The organism is Peribacillus sp. R9-11 (assembly GCF_031345095.1).
GTDB classification, from domain to species: domain Bacteria; phylum Bacillota; class Bacilli; order Bacillales; family DSM-1321; genus Peribacillus; species Peribacillus butanolivorans.
Genome location: NZ_CP133764.1, coordinates 88,293 through 106,648, shown reverse-complemented (window position 1 = coordinate 106,648; position 18,356 = coordinate 88,293). Strand labels below are relative to the sequence as shown.

Below are 18,356 nucleotides of genomic sequence, written 5' to 3'. Positions count from 1 at the left end.
ATGCCTTTTAAAAAACAAAGTATAAATATTGGAATTGTTGGTTTAGGGATTGCGGGAGCATCGATGATACCGGCAATCCTGGCACATCCCCATGTGAACTTAGCTGCAGTAGCCACGAGGAATCAAGAACGTCTTGATAAGTTTGCAAAAGATTATCACGCAGAAACCTATTATACAATAAATGAATTATGTATGAATCCAGATATAGATGCTGTCTACATTGCCACGCCGACAGAGCTGCACACGGAACATGTCCGCATTGCCGCAGAGGCAAAAAAACATATTATTGTAGAAAAACCTTTAGCTACTTCTTTAGAAGATGCTGAGAGAATGATTGAGCTTGCTGAAAAAAATGGTGTTCACCTTATTGTAGGTCATTCTCACAGCTTTGAACCGCCTATTCAAAAAATGAAGGAAATTATCGACAGCGAGAAACTTGGAAGAGTCTTAATGATTCACAATTGGTATTACAACGATTGGATTTACCGCCCTAGAACACCTGAAGAATTAAAGACAGAGCTTGGTGGGGGTGTGACATATCGTCAAGGGTCTCATCAATTTGATATTATTCGGCTTTTAGGTGGTGGAGAGGTAAGAAGTATAAGGGCAGTCACAGGCATTTCGGATAAGGAAAGGCCGACAGAAGGGACCCATACCGTCTTTTTAGAGTTCGAAAATGGTATTGCAGCAACGGCTGTATACAATGGGTACGATCACTTCCATACGACTGAGTTAACGTTTGATATCGGGGAGGGCGGACCTCTTTCAAACATAGGGGTTTATGCACATGCTCGCAGGACGATTAAAGAAACAAACTCTCCAGAAGATGAGGTGGCCTTAAAAGTGGCGGCAGGGTATGGAGGAAGTCGATCCAAAAATTATCAAGAGGCGGAAAAACACCATCCTTTTTTTGGTTTAACCATTGTGAGCTGTGAAAAGGGTGATATCCGGCAAAGTCCAGAAGGTTTAATCGTTTATGGTGAAGAAGAAAAATATACGGTTCAAATCCCTATGGAAGAGACCGGACGGATAAACGTTATAAATGAATTATATGAAGCTGTATGTAAAGGAGTAAAGCCGATTCATGATGGTCGGTGGGCAAGAGCCAACTTAGAGGTATGTATAAAAGCGATTCAATCCTCAAAAGAAAGAAAAGAGTTGTATTTGGAGTATCAGGTACCGGTTAAAAAAGAGTCAGTTGAGAATAAAAGGTAATTTTTTACGGGATTCAAAATGAGCAGAGGTGAAATGAGATGGAAGAAAAGATTTTAGATATTACCATTATTGGCGGAGGCCCGGTCGGATTATTTACAGCTTTTTATGCAGGGATGAGACAAGCATCTGTTAAAGTCATCGAGAGTTTGCCTCACTTAGGAGGACAGCTTTCTGCTTTATATCCCGAGAAGTATATTTACGATATAGCTGGATTTCCAAAAGTGCTCGCTCAGGAATTAGTGGATAACTTAATTGAACAAATGAGTCTATTTAAAGATAATACAACCATTTGCCTTGGACAATCTGTTCTGCAGATTGAAAAAAAGGATGGAATCTTTACGATCAAAACAGAGAATGAAACCCATTATTCAAAAGCTATTATTATTACTGCTGGAAATGGGGCTTTTCAAGCAAGAAAGTTACCGATAAAAGCGTCGGAAAAACAGGAAAGTTCGAATGTTCACTATTTTGTAAATGATTTAAACCGATTTGCTGGGAAAAGAGTGGTCGTATTTGGTGGAGGGGACTCTGCTGTTGATTGGGCGCTAATGTTAGAATCGATTGCTGAAAAAGTTACACTTGTTCATCGACGTGACAAGTTCCGTGCACATGAGCATAGTGTAACGATGCTTGAGGAATCGAAAGTCGATATTGTTACCCCATATGTTCCTATTCGTCTAGTTGGCGATAACGCAGTGGAAAAAGTAGTGCTTGAAGAAGTTAAAGGGAATGGCGAGATAGAGCTCGAAGTTGATGATGTTTTAGTCAATTATGGATTTATTTCATCATTGGGACCAATTAAAAATTGGGATCTCGTAATTGAAAGCAATTCTATATTAGTTAATTCGAAAATGGAAACCAATATTGAAGGAATTTATGCTGCAGGAGACATTTGTACGTATGAGGGGAAAATAAAATTGATTGCGACTGGATTTGGTGAAGCAGCTACTGCAGTTAGCAATGCAAAAGTTTATGTAGAACCTTCAGCTAAAGTGCAGCCACTGCATAGCACGAGCTTAATGGAAAACAAAAAAGATAAAGTACGAGTTTAAACGCTAATTTGGATTTATGGAGGTCTTTAATATGACGAAGTTCACATGGGTAGATCAAAACACCTGTATCGCGTGTGGGGCATGTGGAGCAGCTGCACCAGAAATTTTTGATTATAACGATGAAGGGATAGCTTACGTGATCCTGGACGAAAATCAAGGTAATTGTGAAGTACCAGATGAGTTGTTGGATGAGTTAGATGATGCTCTTGAAGGTTGCCCAACAGATTCGATTAAAATATCAGACCATGCATTTACAGAAGAAATGAAAATCAGTTAGATATTTTTTTCTTTGGCTGGGAATTTTTTAGTAAAAATCTTCTCCTCTCCTTTTAGTTTCCAGCTCATTCGTTTAACTAGCAGCAATCGAATGATTACGTGAAATTAAAGAAGAGAAGTGAAATCCAGAACCGAATGAACAAATGTATATATTAAGCTGGTAAGCATAATTACCTTAGTGCAATGGGTTAGGAATTACAACTATTTTTGAAAATACTTATATAAATTGAACATTAATTGGGGGAAGAGGAATGAAGAATCAAAAAGTAATCAACGTTTATAATGGGTTGGTAGTTAAATTTAAGGAATTAGTTAGTGAATACGAAATTGATCATAATGACTATCAAGCTCTAGTTGATTGGATGGATCAACTAGGTAAAGCAGGAGAAATTCCGTTGTTTATGGATGTATTCTTTGAAACTCATGCACTTCAAGAAATGTATAAAAGTGTAAAAGGAACGGAACCTACTATTCTAGGACCTTATTACATTGAAAATACGCCAGTCGTCCAAAATCCAGGAGTGTTGCCACAACGTGAAAATGAACCAGGTGACGCACTTTACTTTTCAGGATCTGTGAAAGATGTAAATGGAAATCCGTTGGCAAATACAAAAATCGATATGTGGCAGGCGGATACAAATGGTGAATACTCATACTTCGCTGAAGGTATTCCAGATAATAATTTACGTGGTGTATTTTACACAGATTCGAATGGTAATTTTGAAATTAAAACAGTTGTACCAGGTAATTATTCAATTCCAACAGATGGACCTTCTGGTCAGTTCTTAAAGTGGATTGATCATCATGCATATCGTCCAGCACATTTGCACCTGTTATTCCAACCGGAAAATGGCGATAGATTAGTAACACAAATTTATTTTGAAGGCGATGAGTATTTAGAAGATGATGTTGCACAAGGTGTTCGTGGAAGTTTAATTACGAAGTTAGATAAACATCCTGGTGCAGAAAAAGGATTGAAAAATGATTATTATACGGCCCATTTAGATTTTGAACTTAGATTACAAGATAAACCCGTTTTCAACAAAGCTGTTTTGAATAAATAATTGTTAATAAACGTAAATTAAGATAATCTATTTATATTTACAATGGAAGTAAAAAGATTGGCAAGGAATAGTGGAGAAACTATAAACTGAAAATCAAGGTGCAAAAGAAGGGTTCGTCATTAAAGGTATATGCACAAGACAAATCAGGCAATAAGAGTCAGAGTAAAACGGTAAAAGTGAGTTAGGTTTTACTTGGACAATATTTGTATCTGAGTGAGGAATAAAACGTTTTATACCTGAGGTAATACTGCTATGAGTATTACCTCTCTTTTTTAGTTTTGTTTTTAACTACCATTATATAACTAGATAGGCAGAGTTGTTAAAAGGCGGTTTTTATTAATAAATAAGTATTACACTCCCACAGTATGTTAAATATTCTATTCCCTATGATTATTAATAAAAACCTGTTTATAGACATGATTTTACGTATGTTTTATGTATAAAAAGGACTCCTTTCTTTATGCAAATCTTATAGACCAAATAGGAATTTCTATAACGATTGTTATTTCATAATTTTTCCTTATTAAACTAATTGGCATTCATATTCCATGAATGGATTAATAAACATAGAGAGTTATAATTTAAAAGTATAGCGGAATAAGAGGAGTGGTTGATTAAATGGTAAAAATTCGTAAGGCGTTATGTTATGAAGTAGAAATGATTCGAGAACAAAGAGTGAAGGCCTACGAAGAACATGCACAAAGCATTCCTGAAGGGCATTGGGATGCTCTGAAGAAAGCTATATCGTCAGATGCCGATGAACAGAGAGATGTTGAACTTCTAGTTGCTGAATTAGATGGGGAAGTGGTAGGGAGTGTTGCTTTGTTTCCTGCGAAATCAGATGCCTACAAAGGACTTGTTGATATGTTAGATTATCCTGAGATAAGAATGCTTGCAGTCACACCACAGTCACGACACAAAGGTGTTGCTGAGGCATTAATAAAAGAATGTATTCGTCGAACAAAAGTAAAAGGTTCACAGCACATCGGCTTACATACCGCAGATTTTATGAAAACTGCTATGCGATTGTATGAACGTATGGGCTTTGTACGAATGCCACAATTCGACTTTCAACCTGCTGATGACGGAATCATTGTGAAGGCGTATCGACTATCTATCGAATGAATAATATCACAAGGAAAAACAGTCACCTTTTGTTCAGGGGGAAATATATTCTTGAAAATAGTTAGTATTATCTTAGCGCTAATTGTTCTTGCTTTATCAGCCTATCAGCCTATCAGCTAATTACTGAGAATTTGGAGTTGATGCCGTATAGTATGATGTTCATGGGGGCAATTATGTTAGTGACAGGACTAGCGAACTAACTATCTGGACAGCATTCCTGTAATAACTATCGTCCACAAGGTTTAATGGGCACAAAAGAAATAACATCCATGTTTGAAAATGAGATTTGAGCAAAAAAATAACCTCTTGGTAGAATGAGAGAGTCCTGAAGCGGGCCAGCGAAAAGGACATTACTCAAATACCATGAGGCATTACCATGAATTATAACCAAAATGGAAAGATTGCTCAAATTACTTCTTAGACTCTAATTATAGATGTCGATATTGCTAAGTTCAAGCCTGTCGTACGGGCGCAGAATTTCAATATTTCCTGGAATGGATCTATCAATTAAAGCAAGAACAGAGCATGGAAAAAGTGATGGTAGGCATGGAGCCTATGGGTCATTATTGGCTGAACTTAGCTCACATTCTAAAAGAAGATGAGATTAAGTTTGTCGAGTCAATCCGTTACACGTAAAGAAAAGCAAGGAACTCGACTACAATTCACCGACTAAAAATAATGTGAATGATGCCAGAGTCATTGCACAGTTAGTAAATCGCTTTTTGAAATTGGATACACTTCAGTACATCAAGCTTTACAAGATAGAATAAGCATTTTAACCGTACTTTACTATTTATTTTCCTATTCAATTACCTCCAGTATCCTTCACTCTTTTTCATATCCCTGGAAAAAGTCATCTCTATAGGCACTAATTTTTAAAAAAGGAGACGTTAAGGGAATGTGGCCAATTAATGAAAGGATACAACAGTCGAAGAATAGTTCTATGTTGTCCCGGTAAGAGATTAAAGCCATTGAGTCCTGGATAGCTCAAATGGGAAAATACTATTTTTTTGAAACGGCAACACAAAAAATGGCTACTGCTAAAATACACTGAATTCAAGTATAAAATGAATGGGCATGGCTATAACCGAATCGTCTATGATCTTAATAATGGCTATATATTAAAAGTTGCACTGAAGTTGGATTAATAGGCAACGCAAATGAAGCAACATTTATAATAACTGCAATGAGGAAGTTCGAAAGTATATATGTCCTGTTAAGGAGTTTGGGTCTGGTTGGATTATAATGAAGAAAGTGGACACTAAAGTGCGATATCCAAAAATGGAATTTGCGAAACTTATCTTGATGGAATTAAAATTTCTAAGATACGGCATTCTTCCAATATATTTGAGTTTAGCTAATGTCTGATTTTCTGAGAATAAAGAAATGGAGTCATTGATTATGGTCTATTCACCATGGATCTCAATAGCACTGTGCTGCGATGGTTCGTTTGATGATGGATTTTATTTAAGATACATGATAGATAACAATTTGTTGCAAAGGTGATGGCTTGCCTTTTTTTGAGTATAGATGCTCTAATTTTTCCTCTATCGGCGGAAACCCCTGGTTCACAGTGAGGGCATGTTTTTCTCTATTTGAAATTTAACACTTGTTCATTTCATTTTCTCATTTGTTGCCTATTATTAAGAGGTTGATATGATTCATATTTTTCGAGTGTCAGAGTCTTTGAAATTCCACTCAATAGAAATGAAAAAAGATAAGTTAGGGAAGGAATAGATTTATCATAAAACTGACCCTCTGCCATAAGGAAATAGATTCTATTTGTATAGGGAGGATTAATAAATGAATGATAGAAGAAACAGTAAAAGTAAGACTAAGAAAAATATATAAAAGGCTTTGCAGAGGAGGAACACATGTGGGAGATTACTTATCAATCAGTGAAATGGCATCCGTTCATAGTATCTCAAGGCAAACACTCATTTATTACGATAAGATCGAATTGTTTAAACCTGTACATATTGATGAACATGGTTATCGATATTACAGTGCAGTTCAGATTCCATTTCTAAGGGAAATTTGCTTTTTAAAGTCTATTGGCATCAAACTGAATGATATTAAGCACCATATAGGAAATAGGAATTTATCTACTGCCATGTCACTTTTGGAATTTCATCAAGAATTCATAGATAAAGAAATTAACTCCTTGATGAATATACGTACATTTATTCAACAGAGATTAATGAAATATTCAGAAGCCAAAAATATTAAATGTGAATTGGATAAACCTATTATAGAAGAATTTCCAGAAAGGAATGTCTTGTTTATACCATTTGAAAATGAATTGTGCCGAGAAGAATTACATTTAACGCTGATGAAAGCTTGGATTGTCTTAAGTAAACATGAAATGCTTCCTTCCGAGGGGTTTGGCACTGTTATCTTAAAGGATAAGCTAGGAACGGATGATATTTTCGAGGGTGCGGGAATCTATACTTCATTACCTTTTACAGACCCTGATATGGATAATATGATGACTTTGCCTGCTGGGCAATATGCATGCGTTTATAAATATGGAATGCCCTATAATATAGAGATTTTAAATAAACTGGTTCAATGGATCAGTGAAAACCATTATAGAATTGTAGGGGATGTTATAGACGCTTGTTTATTAGATACGACTTTTTACGAGAATGATAATAGTGTAGATTTTTGTCAGTTACAAATCCCTGTAGAAAAAATTACTTGAATTTTCAAATATCTATTGACTGTATAGTAGAAATACACATTAATATATTCCTTGTAACCGTTATCATATAGTTTCGTTGAAACCGAATAGTACATAGGGCACTGATTATATGAATGCTAGGGGGAATTTTTAATGTCTACAAAAAAGAAAAAAGTAACTGATTTACGTTCTGCTTTAGAACTTCTACAAACAATTTCAGGACAATTAATTGAAACCAATGAACCAGTCAATCCACATGCTGAATTATCAGGGGTTTATCGTCATGTAGGGGCTGGCGGAACAGTAATGCGTCCAACAAAAATTGGACCTGCCATGGTTTTTAATAATGTATTGGGGCATGAAGATGCAAGCGTACTGATCGGGCTTTTAGCTAGTCGTGAAAGAGTTGGCCTCATGCTTGATACAAAACCAGAGCGACTAGGGTTCCTGTTAAATGAAGCGGTTAAAAATCCAATTAATCCCATTACCATTTCAAACGATAAAGCGAAAGCTCAAGAAGTGGTTCACTATGCAGAAGATCCAGATTTCGATATTAGAAAACTAATTCCTGCACCTACGAATACAGAGGAAGATGCGGGTCCATATATTACGATAGGTATGTGCTATGCCTCTGATTCAGAAACTGGTGAATCAGATATTACGATACATCGTTTATGTTTACAAAGTAAAGATGAGATGTCTATGTACTTTGTTCCAGGCCGCCATTTAGAAGTTTTTCGTGAAAAGGCAGAAAAAGCCGGAAAACCATTACCTATTTCCATTAGTATCGGCGTTGACCCTGCTATTGAAGTCGCTGCTTGTTTTGAAGCACCAACGACACCGCTAGGCTTTAATGAATTGAGTGTTGCAGGAGCGATTAGAAATGAAGCTGTTGAACTAGTTCAATGCTTGACCATTGATGAAAAAGCTATCGCAAATGCTGAATATGTAATAGAAGGGGAATTGGTTCCTGGAGTACGTGTGCGAGAAGATCAAAACACCAATACCGGAAAAGCAATGCCGGAGTTCCCAGGTTATACGGGTTCGGCTGTTGCGGAACTGCCTTTAATCAAAGTAAAAGCTGTTACGCATCGTGTCAATCCAATTATGCAAACAGTTATTGGTCCAAGTGAAGAACATGTGAATATGGCTGGTATTCCTACAGAAGCAAGCATACTTCAAATGGTGGAAAGAGCAATGCCAGGCAAATTATTAAATGTTTATGCCCATACATCAGGCGGCGGTAAATACATGGCTGTTTTACAATTTAAGAAAAGTCAGCCAAGTGATGAAGGACGTCAAAGACAAGCTGCCTTGTTAGCATTCTCTGCATTTTCTGAGCTTAAGCATGTCTTTATAGTGGATGAAGATGTGGATCCATTTGATAGTAATGATGTATTATGGGCACTTAATACACGTTTTCAAGGGGATGTTGATACAGTTTTCATTCCTGGAGTACGTTGTCATCCGTTAGATCCTTCACAAGATCCGGCTTACAGTCCGTCTATTCAGGAAAAAGGGGTTTCCTGTAAGACAATTTTTGACTGTACAGTGCCTTATCATTTAAAAGGTGAATTTAAAAGATCAGAATTTAAAGAGGTAGATCCAAGTCGTTTTGCTCCAGAATTATTTAATAAATAATTAAACTTTACTTCGTGTATGGTGAAACTGACCATCGATGGGGATCATTGATGGAAGTTCCACTGTATAAAACACATAAAAAATGAAAAAGGAGGGAGAATTGGATGAAAATCATTGTTGGAATAACGGGAGCAACTGGAGCCGTTTTTGGGATTAGGATCCTTCAAATGCTTAAAAATAGTGAAGTGGAGACTCATTTAGTAATGTCTCCTTGGGCTCATGCTACTATTCAACACGAAACCTCTTATTCTGTTAAAGACGTGGAAGAGTTAGCTGATTATTCCTATTCATACAAAGATCAAGCTGCTAGAATATCCAGTGGATCCTTTCGAGTTGATGGGATGATTGTAGCTCCTTGCAGTATGAAAACCCTTGCCTCGATTCGAATGGGATTAGCTGATAATTTAATAACACGATCTGCTGACGTAATGTTAAAAGAACGAAAAAAATTATTATTGATGACAAGAGAAACCCCTCTAAATACGATTCATTTAGAGAATATGACAGCACTCTCAAAAATGGGAACTATTATATTCCCTCCGATGCCAGCCTTCTATAATCATCCAGAAAACGTTGACGATGTCATTGACCATCTGGCATACAGAGCATTAGATCAATTTGAGTTAGATGTTTTCGGTGCGAAACGGTGGGACGGAATGAAATATAGCAGCAAAACATAGATGGATGATGGTGAATTTTCTGAAATCATTAACCTATATGATATTTTTTCATTACTTTTTATATAGGCCCTTGGTTCAAAATGAAGAAAAAGGTGAAAAAAATGAATAGAATAGAAATGTCAACAGAGGTAGTCGACTTGTTAAATGGCGAAGACCTTACTGACAAACAGCATGAAGCCATGATGTTGTTAACGGTAAGTGAAGATGGGTGGCCACATACAGCGATGATAAGCGTTGGAGAAATCGTAGCCATAAGCGGTAAGGAACTACGAATTGGATTATGGCCAGATACATCGACTACAGCCAATATCATTCATACCAATAAAGCTACATTGGTTCTGTTTTGGAGAGGGAAAGCGCATTATATTCGACTTTCTATTGAGAGACTAAAAGAGTTGCCAACTGCACGATACCAAAGAGAACGATTTTTAGCTAGAGTTGTCTCGGCACGTGAGGATGTTGCTAAGTATGCAGATATCACCTCTGGCATTAAAATTAAGTTGAAAAATTCTAAAGAAGTCGTTGAACGATGGGGCCAGACTATTGAGGATATACGTCGGTAAAGTTCAGCAACTTTCACGGAATCGATCTTAAGGAATGGAAATTTGTTAAAGAGTAATGAAAAATCCAAATTAACGAAAAAAATTTGATATTATTAAAATTTCATGTAATATGGAATTATTACATGATATAAATCTTGCCTATTCATTAACTATTAAAAAACGCCCTTTTTTAATGAAATTAATGAAGTGACCGGCTATCTTAATTTCACGATCAGTTACTTGATGGTGAAGTTAAGGTAGCTTTTTTTATTAAAATTGTAAGCGTATTTATGAAAGGGGTGAAAATACTCTGTAGAAAGAGTTAGAAAAATCCTTGTCTCCAGATAAATAAATGAAAGCTGTGAAAATTTGGTTAATTAGTTGAAAAATGTTGCTTACAAGCAAATAAGTTTGTAAATAAACAAACGATGATAGGTACTATGAGGAGAGTGTAACTATGAAAATGTATGTAAAAGAGCTGGGAAATCGAAGAATCCAAATTGCAGATTACCCAGGAACGAAAGGAACAATCATTGCTATACATGGCTTAACGGGAAATCATAAGCAAATGCATTATTATGCAGAAATGTTAAAAGGAGAGTACCGAGTCATTTCGATTGACTTGAGAGGAAGGGGGAATAGTTCAGAAACAGATGAGCAGACTTCTCTTTTCAAACATGCAGAAGATATTATAGCGTTAATCCAAGAATTAGACATTGAAAATCCAATTTTAATGGGGTATTCAATGGGAGCATTCATAGCAGCGGTTGTAGCTAGTAAATTAAATAATCCAGTAAAAGGCTTAATTTTACTGGATGGTGCAGCTACTTCAACTCAACAACAAAGGGACATAGTGCAACCATCACTTGGAAGGTTAAGCAAAAAATATGAATCCCAAAAAAGTTATGTCGTAGAAATTAAAGAAATCTATAATCGGTTGGGTGTTAAATGGACGGACCATCTGCAAAGTGTGGTAGAGTATGAGGTTCATGAAGTAGATGGTGGCTGGGAGAATAAGTCATCTGAATATAGTATTCTTGCAGATTTCAATAGTTTTTATTCATTTGTCCCTAAAGAAGTATGTACACAAATTAACTGCAAAACCTTATTAGTCTATGCTAGTGGTAAAATTGGAGAATTTCCCCCATTATTTTATGAAGAAGCTTATGAAGATACGAAGAAATATACTGCGGATATTGAAACCATTGTTTCAAAGTGCAATCACTATACAATGGTGTTTGAAAATAGAGAGGAAATTAACGAAGGAATAAAAATATTTTTAGCAGGAATTTGATTTTTTTGAAAATATTTTTAAAAAATGTTGAAATTAACAGAAAATAGTGTAAAATTAGAATATAAAATTAATTATTGCCTATTCATTAGCTTTTAAAAAATAACCTTTTTTAATGACAACTAGTGAACAACTGGCTACCTTTAACAATTGCTGTCAATTTTTGATAGTAATGTTTAGGGTAGCCATTTTTGTCGTGATAATGTAAACGCTTAAATTAATTTGGGGGTTTTATCGTTGAAAATAATTGATTTAACATTGGAACTTTACGATGGTCTAGTTACAAGTAATGAATTACCAGAAGTAGGCATTAAAAATAATAATTCTTTTGAACAAAAGGATACATCTAATCCACTTCCTAAAGGATTCCATTCTAAGATGATTTCTTTTTCGGATCATAGCGGGACACATGTTGATGCGCCGTCACATTTCTTGGAAAATGAGGAGTCGGTTGAAAACATCAATCTGAAGAAAATGTTTGGAGATGCCCTAATTCTAGATGTAAGTATGTTAAAAGTACCGCATGAGCCTGTTACGAAAGAGTTACTTGAAGAAGCTGAACGTAGGCAAGGAGTATATGTTGAAAAAGACGATATTGTCCTCATTAGAACGTGGGAAAGAACGTGGGGAGAAGAGGGTTTTTTTGAAGCACAGGCTTTAGATGACAGTGCGGCCAATTGGTTTATTGAAAAGCAAATACATATTGTTGGGTTAGATTTGCCAAATGCTGATTTGAACCATAATACAGAAAGTAGAATTCATCAGAAATTACTAAGTAATGAAATATATATTGTGGAAAACTTAGTGAATCTTGAAAAATTACCTAAGCATTCTCGCTTTCTTTTTTTCGGGATTCCTTTAAAACTAAAAAATGCAACGGCCTCACCTATAAGAGCACTATCCATACTTGACTCTCAATTAATCTAAAGAGGTGTAGACAAATGAGCAAAGGTTTATCGTATTTTAAAGAAGTGTATGATGTTGTACCAGGATGGGTACAAAAAATGCACGATTATAGCCCAAATGCACTTGATCACTATACAAGCTTACGGAGTAACATCATGCAAGAAGGGGCCTTAACGAAAAAGGAGAAAGATATATTACTAGTAGGTATGAATGCTGCGAGGTTATATGAACGCAGTATGATCTACCATACAAAAGGGGCAATAGATGGTGGAGCAACTTTACCGGAACTTGTTGAATACCTAATTGTTCCATATTTATATAACGGAGTTCAAGCATTAAAAACAGGGGTAAAATCTTTAGAATATGCCCTTGCACTTAAAGGTATTGAATTTCAGGAAAAAAGAGGGGATTATGAAACAGCAGAAGAGATCCTTCTTTATATGTTTGAGCTTTTAGGCAATGAGGACACGGCATATGTATCGAATGTATTGAAACTAGTTAAATCTGAAGACCAAAACTCTCTTAAAGATTATATATTGAGTGATTCAGTCGTTTCAAAAAGGCTAAAACATATCCTAATGGCAGGAATATTCATAACTGAATTAAAAGGGAATCAAGTAGAAGAATGGATGGAAGCGGCAAGAGAAAATGGAGCTTCAGAAGAACAATTAGCGGATGTGGGATTTATTTGCTTATTAACTGCTGGAATCCCTGCTTGGTTTGAAGCAAGTGATTCATTAATTGAAAATAAGTAACAGGATTGGTGGAGAAAAACATGACGAAAGTACATCAAGATATAGAAGCAGCTTTATCTTGTGTGAAAAATAACCATATGTTAATGGTAGGAGGGTTTGGATTGATTGGTGCCCCACTAACATTAATTGATGGGTTGACCAAAAAGGATGTAGCAGGTTTAACAGTCATCAGTAACAACTTAGGCGAAAAAGGGAAAGGATTGGGTGTTCTCCTAAGCCAAAAGAAAATAAAAAAAGCAATCGGTTCGTATTTTACAAGCAATCGCGAAGTTGGGGAATTTTATCAAAGAGGTGAAATTGAATTAGAGCTATTACCACAGGGGACATTAGCCGAATCTATGCGTGCTGGCGGTGCTGGCATAGGCGGTTATTATACGAAAACCAGTGTCGGGACCGATTTAGCAAAAGGCAAAGAAGAAAGGGAAATAAATGGGGCGACATATATTTTTGAACCGGCAATAAGAGCAAATGTTGCTTTGATCAGGGCCTGGAAGGCAGATACACTTGGCAATCTGGTTTATTACAAAACAGCTCGTAACTTTAATCCGGTTATGGCAACAGCAGCAGATGTCGTTATTGTAGAAGTAGATGAGATTGTTGAACCCGGTGAACTATCACCAGAGGAGATTGTAACACCGCATTTATTCGTCGATGGAATTATTAAGGCAACGAAAATCCTGACGAAGGAAGGTGTCAAAGATTATGAGTGACAAAGAACAAATGCAAAATTTGATAGCAAGACGCGCGGCTCAAGAATTAAAGGGTCCTTGTATAGTGAACCTTGGAATAGGCATTCCGACTTTGGTTTCAAAATTCATTGATGATGAAAAAGTTTTTTTTCATACGGAAAATGGATTGTTAGGAGTTGCTGATGTAGAGGAAGATAAAATGGATCCGAATTTAGTAAATGCAGGCAAGTTACCAGTAGGAGAATCCATTGGTGCATCATTCTTTAATAGCGCAGAATCGTTTGCAATGATTCGTGGAGGGCACATTGATGTTGCTATCCTGGGTGTTTTGCAGGTAGATCAATCAGGGGAAATTGCAAATTGGGCCGTACCTGGAAAAAATATTATGGGTGTTGGAGGAGCGATGGACCTGTTGGTGGGTGCCAAAAAAGTGATTGTTACAATGACACATACTAATAAGGAAGGTAAAAGTAAAATTTTAAGAGAATGCACCTATCCCATCACATCTACTAGAAGTGTTGACATGATTATCACGGAGTTAGCTGTCTTTGAAGTTGTTGAAAAACAGTTGAAACTAATTGAATTAATGCCAGGTGTAAGTATCGAAGAAGTAAGAGGAAAAACAGAAGCGAATTTTATCTATTAAATGTTAAAAAGGTGGATTAAATGAAAATACGTTCAGTTGATGTATATATTATAGATTTACCCACAATTCGTCCTCATCAGCTTGCCATGCATACGATTGTTGAACAAACAATCATTCTTGCTCGTGTCAAAGATGAAGAGGGTGCGGAAGGATGGGCAGAGGTGGCAACAATAGGTGGTGCTTCATATGGTGAGGGAACTCCTGAGGCGATAAAAGTGAATATTGATAAATATATTACGCCCCTTATTATTGGGAAAAATCCAGTCCATTTTGACAAAATCATGCATGAAGTTTCTTTACACGTTAGAGGAAATAACTTCGCAAAGGCTGTTGTTGAATCAGCAATGGTAGATTTAGTGGCTAGAAGGAGAAACATCCCTGCCTATGAATTATTCGGAGGGAAGATTCATAAATCATTACCGGTAGCTTGGACATTAGCAAGTGGAGATACGAATAAAGATATCGAAGAAGCCAAAGAATTCTTACACCAAAAACGCCATAATATTTTTAAATTAAAAATTGGTAAAGGTAATCCATTTAAGAATGTGGAGCATGTATTGAAAATTATAGCAGAAGTAGGAGATCAAGCCCGTATTACGGTTGATGTTAATCAAGCATGGGATGAAACAACAGCTACGTATTGCATAGAAGCTTTACAAGAAGGTGGAGTTTCAATGATCGAACAACCGTTGCCCGCTTGGAATAATGAGGGGATGGCAAGGTTGACCAATCGTTTTAAGGTTCCGATCATGGCTGATGAATCCCTAAATACGGTTCAAGATTCTTTCCAAATAGCTAAACATAGAGCAGGTAATTCATTTGCTTTGAAAGTATGTAAACATGGTGGAATGACTCAAACGAAAAAAGTGGCTGCCATTGCTGAAGGTGTAGGTTTTGGTTTGTATGGCGGAACGATGATTGAATCCTCATTAGGAACAGCCATTTGTGCACAACTTTATTCAACCATTCCCAAGTTTGAATTCGGTACTGAATTATTTGGACCGTTACTATTCAAAGATAATATAACGGTAAACCAAATTGAATATGAGAATTTTGAAATAATCATTCCGGATGGACCAGGATTTGGTATGGAGATAGATAAAGAAAAAGTAAAACATTTTTCAAGAGCTTTGTTTGTAATATAAACTAGAAGTGGGAATATGGAACCCTGACTAGTTAATGCAAGTAATCTTGAGAGGATGTAGTTTTATGGGACAACCAACATTATTAATTACGGCGTATGCAAAGGCACCACAGAATACGAGTATGTACGAAAATTATAAATACGCTGGTATGGTACTTGAAATCCATAAAGAAAGTCACATTATTATTAATGCAGAATTCACTTTTTTAACCACTTTGGCACAGGACTTTTTTAAGAGAATGATAGTTGGATTTAATTTTAGTAAAGATATTGATCCGTTAATAGAAAATATTAAAACCGACTTTTTAGCGCCATCACAGCAGTCAGTGATTGTTGCTTTAAAAATAGCACATCAAAGATATAAAGATAGTTTAGAAGTAAATAAAGCTAATACCCGGGGGGAAGAAAATTGACCAATGTCGTTATTATTGACTCGGTTCGCACCGCCATTGGGAAATTAGGGGGATCATTAGAAAATGTTCCTGCTGATTTTCTAGCAGCAGCTGTCCTTGATGAAGTTGTAAAGAGAGCGGATATTCCAAAAGAGATTATTGATGAAGTAATAATGGGACAAGCGAAACAAAGTTCTGACGCATCAAATTTAGCAAGAATTGCTTCACTCCGTGCAGGTTTTCCGGTGGAAGTACCAGGTTTTACCGTTCATCGACAATGTGGATCTGGTATTCAAGCAATAAATTCAGCTAGTCAACAAATTCAATGTGGTTTAGGAAATGTAATCATTGCAGGTGGAGCAGAATCAATGAGTACAGCTCCGTATTATATGAGAAATATTCGTTTTGGGTTGAAATCAGGCAATGGGCAGTTATTAGACCCAAATACAGAAAGCCAGCCAGGTTCACAGCCCATTGAAGACTACGGAATGTTAACAATGGGAATGACAGCAGAAAATTTAGCGGAAAAGTATTCTATTTCAAGAACGGAACAGGACGAATTTGCCTTAAGAAGTCAAGAAAATGCAAAGCGAGCAATTTCTACTGAGAAATTCTCACAAGAAATCGTTCCCTATCAACTTAAAACGAAAAAGGGTGTAACAGAGTTTAAAGTGGATGAGCACCCAAGGGAAACCAGTCTAGAAAAATTAGCTCAGTTAAAACCGGTTTTCAAAAAAAATGGAACGGTAACCGCTGGAAATAGTAGTGGAAGAAATGATGGTGCATCTGCTCTCTTACTTATGTCGGAAGAAGAAGCCATGAGACTTGGGAAAGAACCAAAAGCAAGAGTAGTAGCACAAGCAGCAGCAGGTGTATCACCGAATTTCATGGGGATAGGACCAGTGAACTCTACCTTGAAAGCGCTTCAAATGTCAGGCTTGAAATTGGATGATATTGATTTGATCGAATTGAACGAAGCCTTTTCTGCTCAAGCTTTGGCAGTAATCAAAGAATTGAAGCTTGATATGAATAAGGTGAATCCTAACGGTGGTGCTATTGCGATGGGGCATCCGATTGGTGCCACAGGTGCGATTTTAGCAACGAAAGCGATACACGAGCTAGAACGAACGGGAAAAAGATATGGGCTAATCACTTTATGCATCGCAGGTGGGTTAGGAATCACAACAATTATTCAAAATACTCAGATATAAACTAACATTTATATAAAAACTTATAAAAATTGGAGGAAGTATATATGAAGAATCAAAAAGTAATCGATGTTTATAATGGATTGGTAGTGAAATTTAAGGAATTAGTTAGTGAATACGAAATTGATCATAATGACTATCAAGCCCTTGTTGATTGGATGGATCAACTAGGTAAAGCAGGAGAAATTCCGTTGTTTATGGATGTTTTCTTTGAAACTCATGCACTTCAAGAAATGTATAAAAGTGTAAAAGGAACTGAACCTACTATTCTAGGACCTTATTATATTGAAAATACGCCAGTCGTTCAAAATCCAGGAGTGTTGCCACAACGTGAAAATGAACCAGGTGACACTCTTTACTTTTCAGGAACTGTGAAAGATGTAAATGGAAATCCGTTGGCAAATTCAAAAATCGATATGTGGCAGGCGGATACAAATGGTGAATACTCATACTTCGCTGAAGGTATTCCAGATAATAATTTACGTGGTGTATTTTACACAGATGAAAATGGTAATTTTGAAATTATAACAATTGTACCGGGTAATTATTCAATTCCAACAGATGGACCTTCAGGTCAGTTCTTAAAGTGGATTGATCATCATTCATATCGTCCAGCTCATTTGCACCTGTTATTCCAACCGGAAAATGGTGATAGATTAGTAACACAAATTTATTTTGAAGGCGATGAATATTTAGAAGATGATGTTGCACAAGGTGTTCGCGGAAGCTTAATTACGAAGTTAGATAAACATTCGGGTGCAGAAAAAGGATTGAAAAATGATTATTATACAGCTCATTTAGATTTTGAACTTAGACTACAAGATAAACCCGTTTTCAATAAAGCTGTCGTGAAAAATTAATCATTCAAACAATTGGGCATGAAATGATTGTCGAAGAAAAGGGTTAAATCCCTTAATATATTGGCTTTGACTTATTCAAAAGCTATTACAATTTATGGGGTTTAACCCTTGTCATTGAAAAAACCAAAAGAAAGTAATTTACCTAAATAGCTAGTTTGCTAATAAACGATCAATAAAATTGAAGCAA

General features: G+C 36.3%; 18 protein-coding genes and 1 pseudogene. All 19 read left to right on the top strand.

Annotation, left to right across the window (positions count from 1 at the left end; all coding sequences use genetic code 11):
• Window positions 1-1,215: a Gfo/Idh/MocA family protein gene (locus RE409_RS28280; protein ID WP_309559571.1), complete on the top strand. Its 1,215-nt coding sequence runs from the start codon at window positions 1-3 to the stop codon at window positions 1,213-1,215.
• A 38-nt stretch (window positions 1,216-1,253) separates the two neighbouring features.
• Window positions 1,254-2,267, top strand: a complete 1,014-nt coding sequence (locus RE409_RS28275) for an NAD(P)/FAD-dependent oxidoreductase (RefSeq protein ID WP_309559569.1) — start codon at window positions 1,254-1,256, stop codon at window positions 2,265-2,267.
• Between the two features lie 31 nt (window positions 2,268-2,298).
• Window positions 2,299-2,544 (top strand): ferredoxin, encoded by a 246-nt coding sequence (locus RE409_RS28270; protein ID WP_309559568.1) that lies wholly within the window; start codon window positions 2,299-2,301, stop codon window positions 2,542-2,544.
• Between the two features lie 250 nt (window positions 2,545-2,794).
• Complete coding sequence (locus tag RE409_RS28265) at window positions 2,795-3,607, top strand: dioxygenase family protein (protein ID WP_309559566.1); 813 nt, start codon at window positions 2,795-2,797, stop codon at window positions 3,605-3,607.
• 618 nt (window positions 3,608-4,225) lie between these two features.
• Window positions 4,226-4,732: a GNAT family N-acetyltransferase gene (locus tag RE409_RS28260; protein WP_201184131.1), complete on the top strand. Its 507-nt coding sequence runs from the start codon at window positions 4,226-4,228 to the stop codon at window positions 4,730-4,732.
• 430 nt (window positions 4,733-5,162) lie between these two features.
• Window positions 5,163-5,445, top strand: a pseudogene (locus RE409_RS28255) (transposase); the annotation flags it as partial.
• Between the two features lie 1,163 nt (window positions 5,446-6,608).
• Window positions 6,609-7,436 (top strand): MerR family transcriptional regulator, encoded by an 828-nt coding sequence (locus RE409_RS28250; protein WP_309559564.1) that lies wholly within the window; start codon window positions 6,609-6,611, stop codon window positions 7,434-7,436.
• A gap of 132 nt (window positions 7,437-7,568) precedes the next feature.
• Entirely contained in the window at window positions 7,569-9,056 is a 1,488-nt protein-coding gene (locus tag RE409_RS28245) for a UbiD family decarboxylase domain-containing protein (protein WP_309559562.1), read from the top strand.
• Between the two features lie 104 nt (window positions 9,057-9,160).
• Window positions 9,161-9,736: a non-oxidative hydroxyarylic acid decarboxylases subunit B gene (locus RE409_RS28240; protein ID WP_309559560.1), complete on the top strand. Its 576-nt coding sequence runs from the start codon at window positions 9,161-9,163 to the stop codon at window positions 9,734-9,736.
• 101 nt (window positions 9,737-9,837) lie between these two features.
• Window positions 9,838-10,299: a pyridoxamine 5'-phosphate oxidase family protein gene (locus RE409_RS28235; RefSeq protein WP_309559559.1), complete on the top strand. Its 462-nt coding sequence runs from the start codon at window positions 9,838-9,840 to the stop codon at window positions 10,297-10,299.
• 436 nt (window positions 10,300-10,735) lie between these two features.
• Complete coding sequence (locus tag RE409_RS28230; RefSeq protein ID WP_309559558.1) at window positions 10,736-11,572, top strand: alpha/beta hydrolase; 837 nt, start codon at window positions 10,736-10,738, stop codon at window positions 11,570-11,572.
• A 234-nt stretch (window positions 11,573-11,806) separates the two neighbouring features.
• The gene (locus RE409_RS28225) at window positions 11,807-12,496 is read left to right on the top strand and encodes a cyclase family protein (RefSeq protein WP_201184114.1); all 690 of its coding nucleotides are present in this window, start codon (window positions 11,807-11,809) and stop codon (window positions 12,494-12,496) included.
• A 14-nt stretch (window positions 12,497-12,510) separates the two neighbouring features.
• Window positions 12,511-13,230: a carboxymuconolactone decarboxylase family protein gene (locus tag RE409_RS28220; protein WP_309559557.1), complete on the top strand. Its 720-nt coding sequence runs from the start codon at window positions 12,511-12,513 to the stop codon at window positions 13,228-13,230.
• A gap of 20 nt (window positions 13,231-13,250) precedes the next feature.
• The gene (locus RE409_RS28215) at window positions 13,251-13,940 is read left to right on the top strand and encodes a CoA transferase subunit A (RefSeq protein ID WP_309559555.1); all 690 of its coding nucleotides are present in this window, start codon (window positions 13,251-13,253) and stop codon (window positions 13,938-13,940) included.
• Window positions 13,933-14,565 carry a 3-oxoacid CoA-transferase subunit B gene (locus RE409_RS28210; protein WP_309559553.1) on the top strand — a complete coding sequence of 211 codons (633 nt, stop codon included), beginning with the start codon at window positions 13,933-13,935 and terminating at the stop codon, window positions 14,563-14,565. Before RE409_RS28215 ends, RE409_RS28210 begins: the two co-directional genes overlap by 8 nt.
• A 20-nt stretch (window positions 14,566-14,585) precedes the next feature.
• Entirely contained in the window at window positions 14,586-15,710 is a 1,125-nt protein-coding gene (locus RE409_RS28205; RefSeq protein WP_309559552.1) for a muconate cycloisomerase family protein, read from the top strand.
• A 64-nt stretch (window positions 15,711-15,774) separates the two neighbouring features.
• Window positions 15,775-16,122 (top strand): DUF3870 domain-containing protein, encoded by a 348-nt coding sequence (locus RE409_RS28200; protein WP_201184101.1) that lies wholly within the window; start codon window positions 15,775-15,777, stop codon window positions 16,120-16,122.
• Window positions 16,119-17,312, top strand: a complete 1,194-nt coding sequence (locus RE409_RS28195) for a thiolase family protein (RefSeq protein ID WP_201184098.1) — start codon at window positions 16,119-16,121, stop codon at window positions 17,310-17,312. Before RE409_RS28200 ends, RE409_RS28195 begins: the two co-directional genes overlap by 4 nt.
• 44 nt (window positions 17,313-17,356) lie before the next feature.
• A complete protein-coding gene (locus RE409_RS28190) occupies window positions 17,357-18,169 on the top strand; it encodes a dioxygenase family protein (protein ID WP_309559550.1) in 813 nt (270 codons plus the stop codon).
• Window positions 18,170-18,356 lie beyond the last annotated feature (187 nt).

Bases quoted from the DNA above. Each gene is read 5' to 3' on its own strand.
- RE409_RS28220 (WP_309559557.1), top strand. From the start codon at position 12,511: ATGAGCAAAGGTTTATCGTATTTTAAAGAAGTGTATGATGTTGTACCA.
- RE409_RS28270 (WP_309559568.1), top strand. From the start codon at position 2,299: ATGACGAAGTTCACATGGGTAGATCAAAACACCTGTATCGCGTGTGGG.
- RE409_RS28260 (WP_201184131.1), top strand. From the start codon at position 4,226: ATGGTAAAAATTCGTAAGGCGTTATGTTATGAAGTAGAAATGATTCGA.
- RE409_RS28275 (WP_309559569.1), top strand. From the start codon at position 1,254: ATGGAAGAAAAGATTTTAGATATTACCATTATTGGCGGAGGCCCGGTC.
- RE409_RS28240 (WP_309559560.1), top strand. From the start codon at position 9,161: ATGAAAATCATTGTTGGAATAACGGGAGCAACTGGAGCCGTTTTTGGG.
- RE409_RS28190 (WP_309559550.1), top strand. From the start codon at position 17,357: ATGAAGAATCAAAAAGTAATCGATGTTTATAATGGATTGGTAGTGAAA.
- RE409_RS28205 (WP_309559552.1), top strand. From the start codon at position 14,586: ATGAAAATACGTTCAGTTGATGTATATATTATAGATTTACCCACAATT.
- RE409_RS28200 (WP_201184101.1), top strand. From the start codon at position 15,775: ATGGGACAACCAACATTATTAATTACGGCGTATGCAAAGGCACCACAG.
- RE409_RS28245 (WP_309559562.1), top strand. From the start codon at position 7,569: ATGTCTACAAAAAAGAAAAAAGTAACTGATTTACGTTCTGCTTTAGAA.
- RE409_RS28230 (WP_309559558.1), top strand. From the start codon at position 10,736: ATGAAAATGTATGTAAAAGAGCTGGGAAATCGAAGAATCCAAATTGCA.
- RE409_RS28210 (WP_309559553.1), top strand. From the start codon at position 13,933: ATGAGTGACAAAGAACAAATGCAAAATTTGATAGCAAGACGCGCGGCT.
- RE409_RS28265 (WP_309559566.1), top strand. From the start codon at position 2,795: ATGAAGAATCAAAAAGTAATCAACGTTTATAATGGGTTGGTAGTTAAA.
- RE409_RS28280 (WP_309559571.1), top strand. From the start codon at position 1: ATGCCTTTTAAAAAACAAAGTATAAATATTGGAATTGTTGGTTTAGGG.
- RE409_RS28235 (WP_309559559.1), top strand. From the start codon at position 9,838: ATGAATAGAATAGAAATGTCAACAGAGGTAGTCGACTTGTTAAATGGC.
- RE409_RS28215 (WP_309559555.1), top strand. From the start codon at position 13,251: ATGACGAAAGTACATCAAGATATAGAAGCAGCTTTATCTTGTGTGAAA.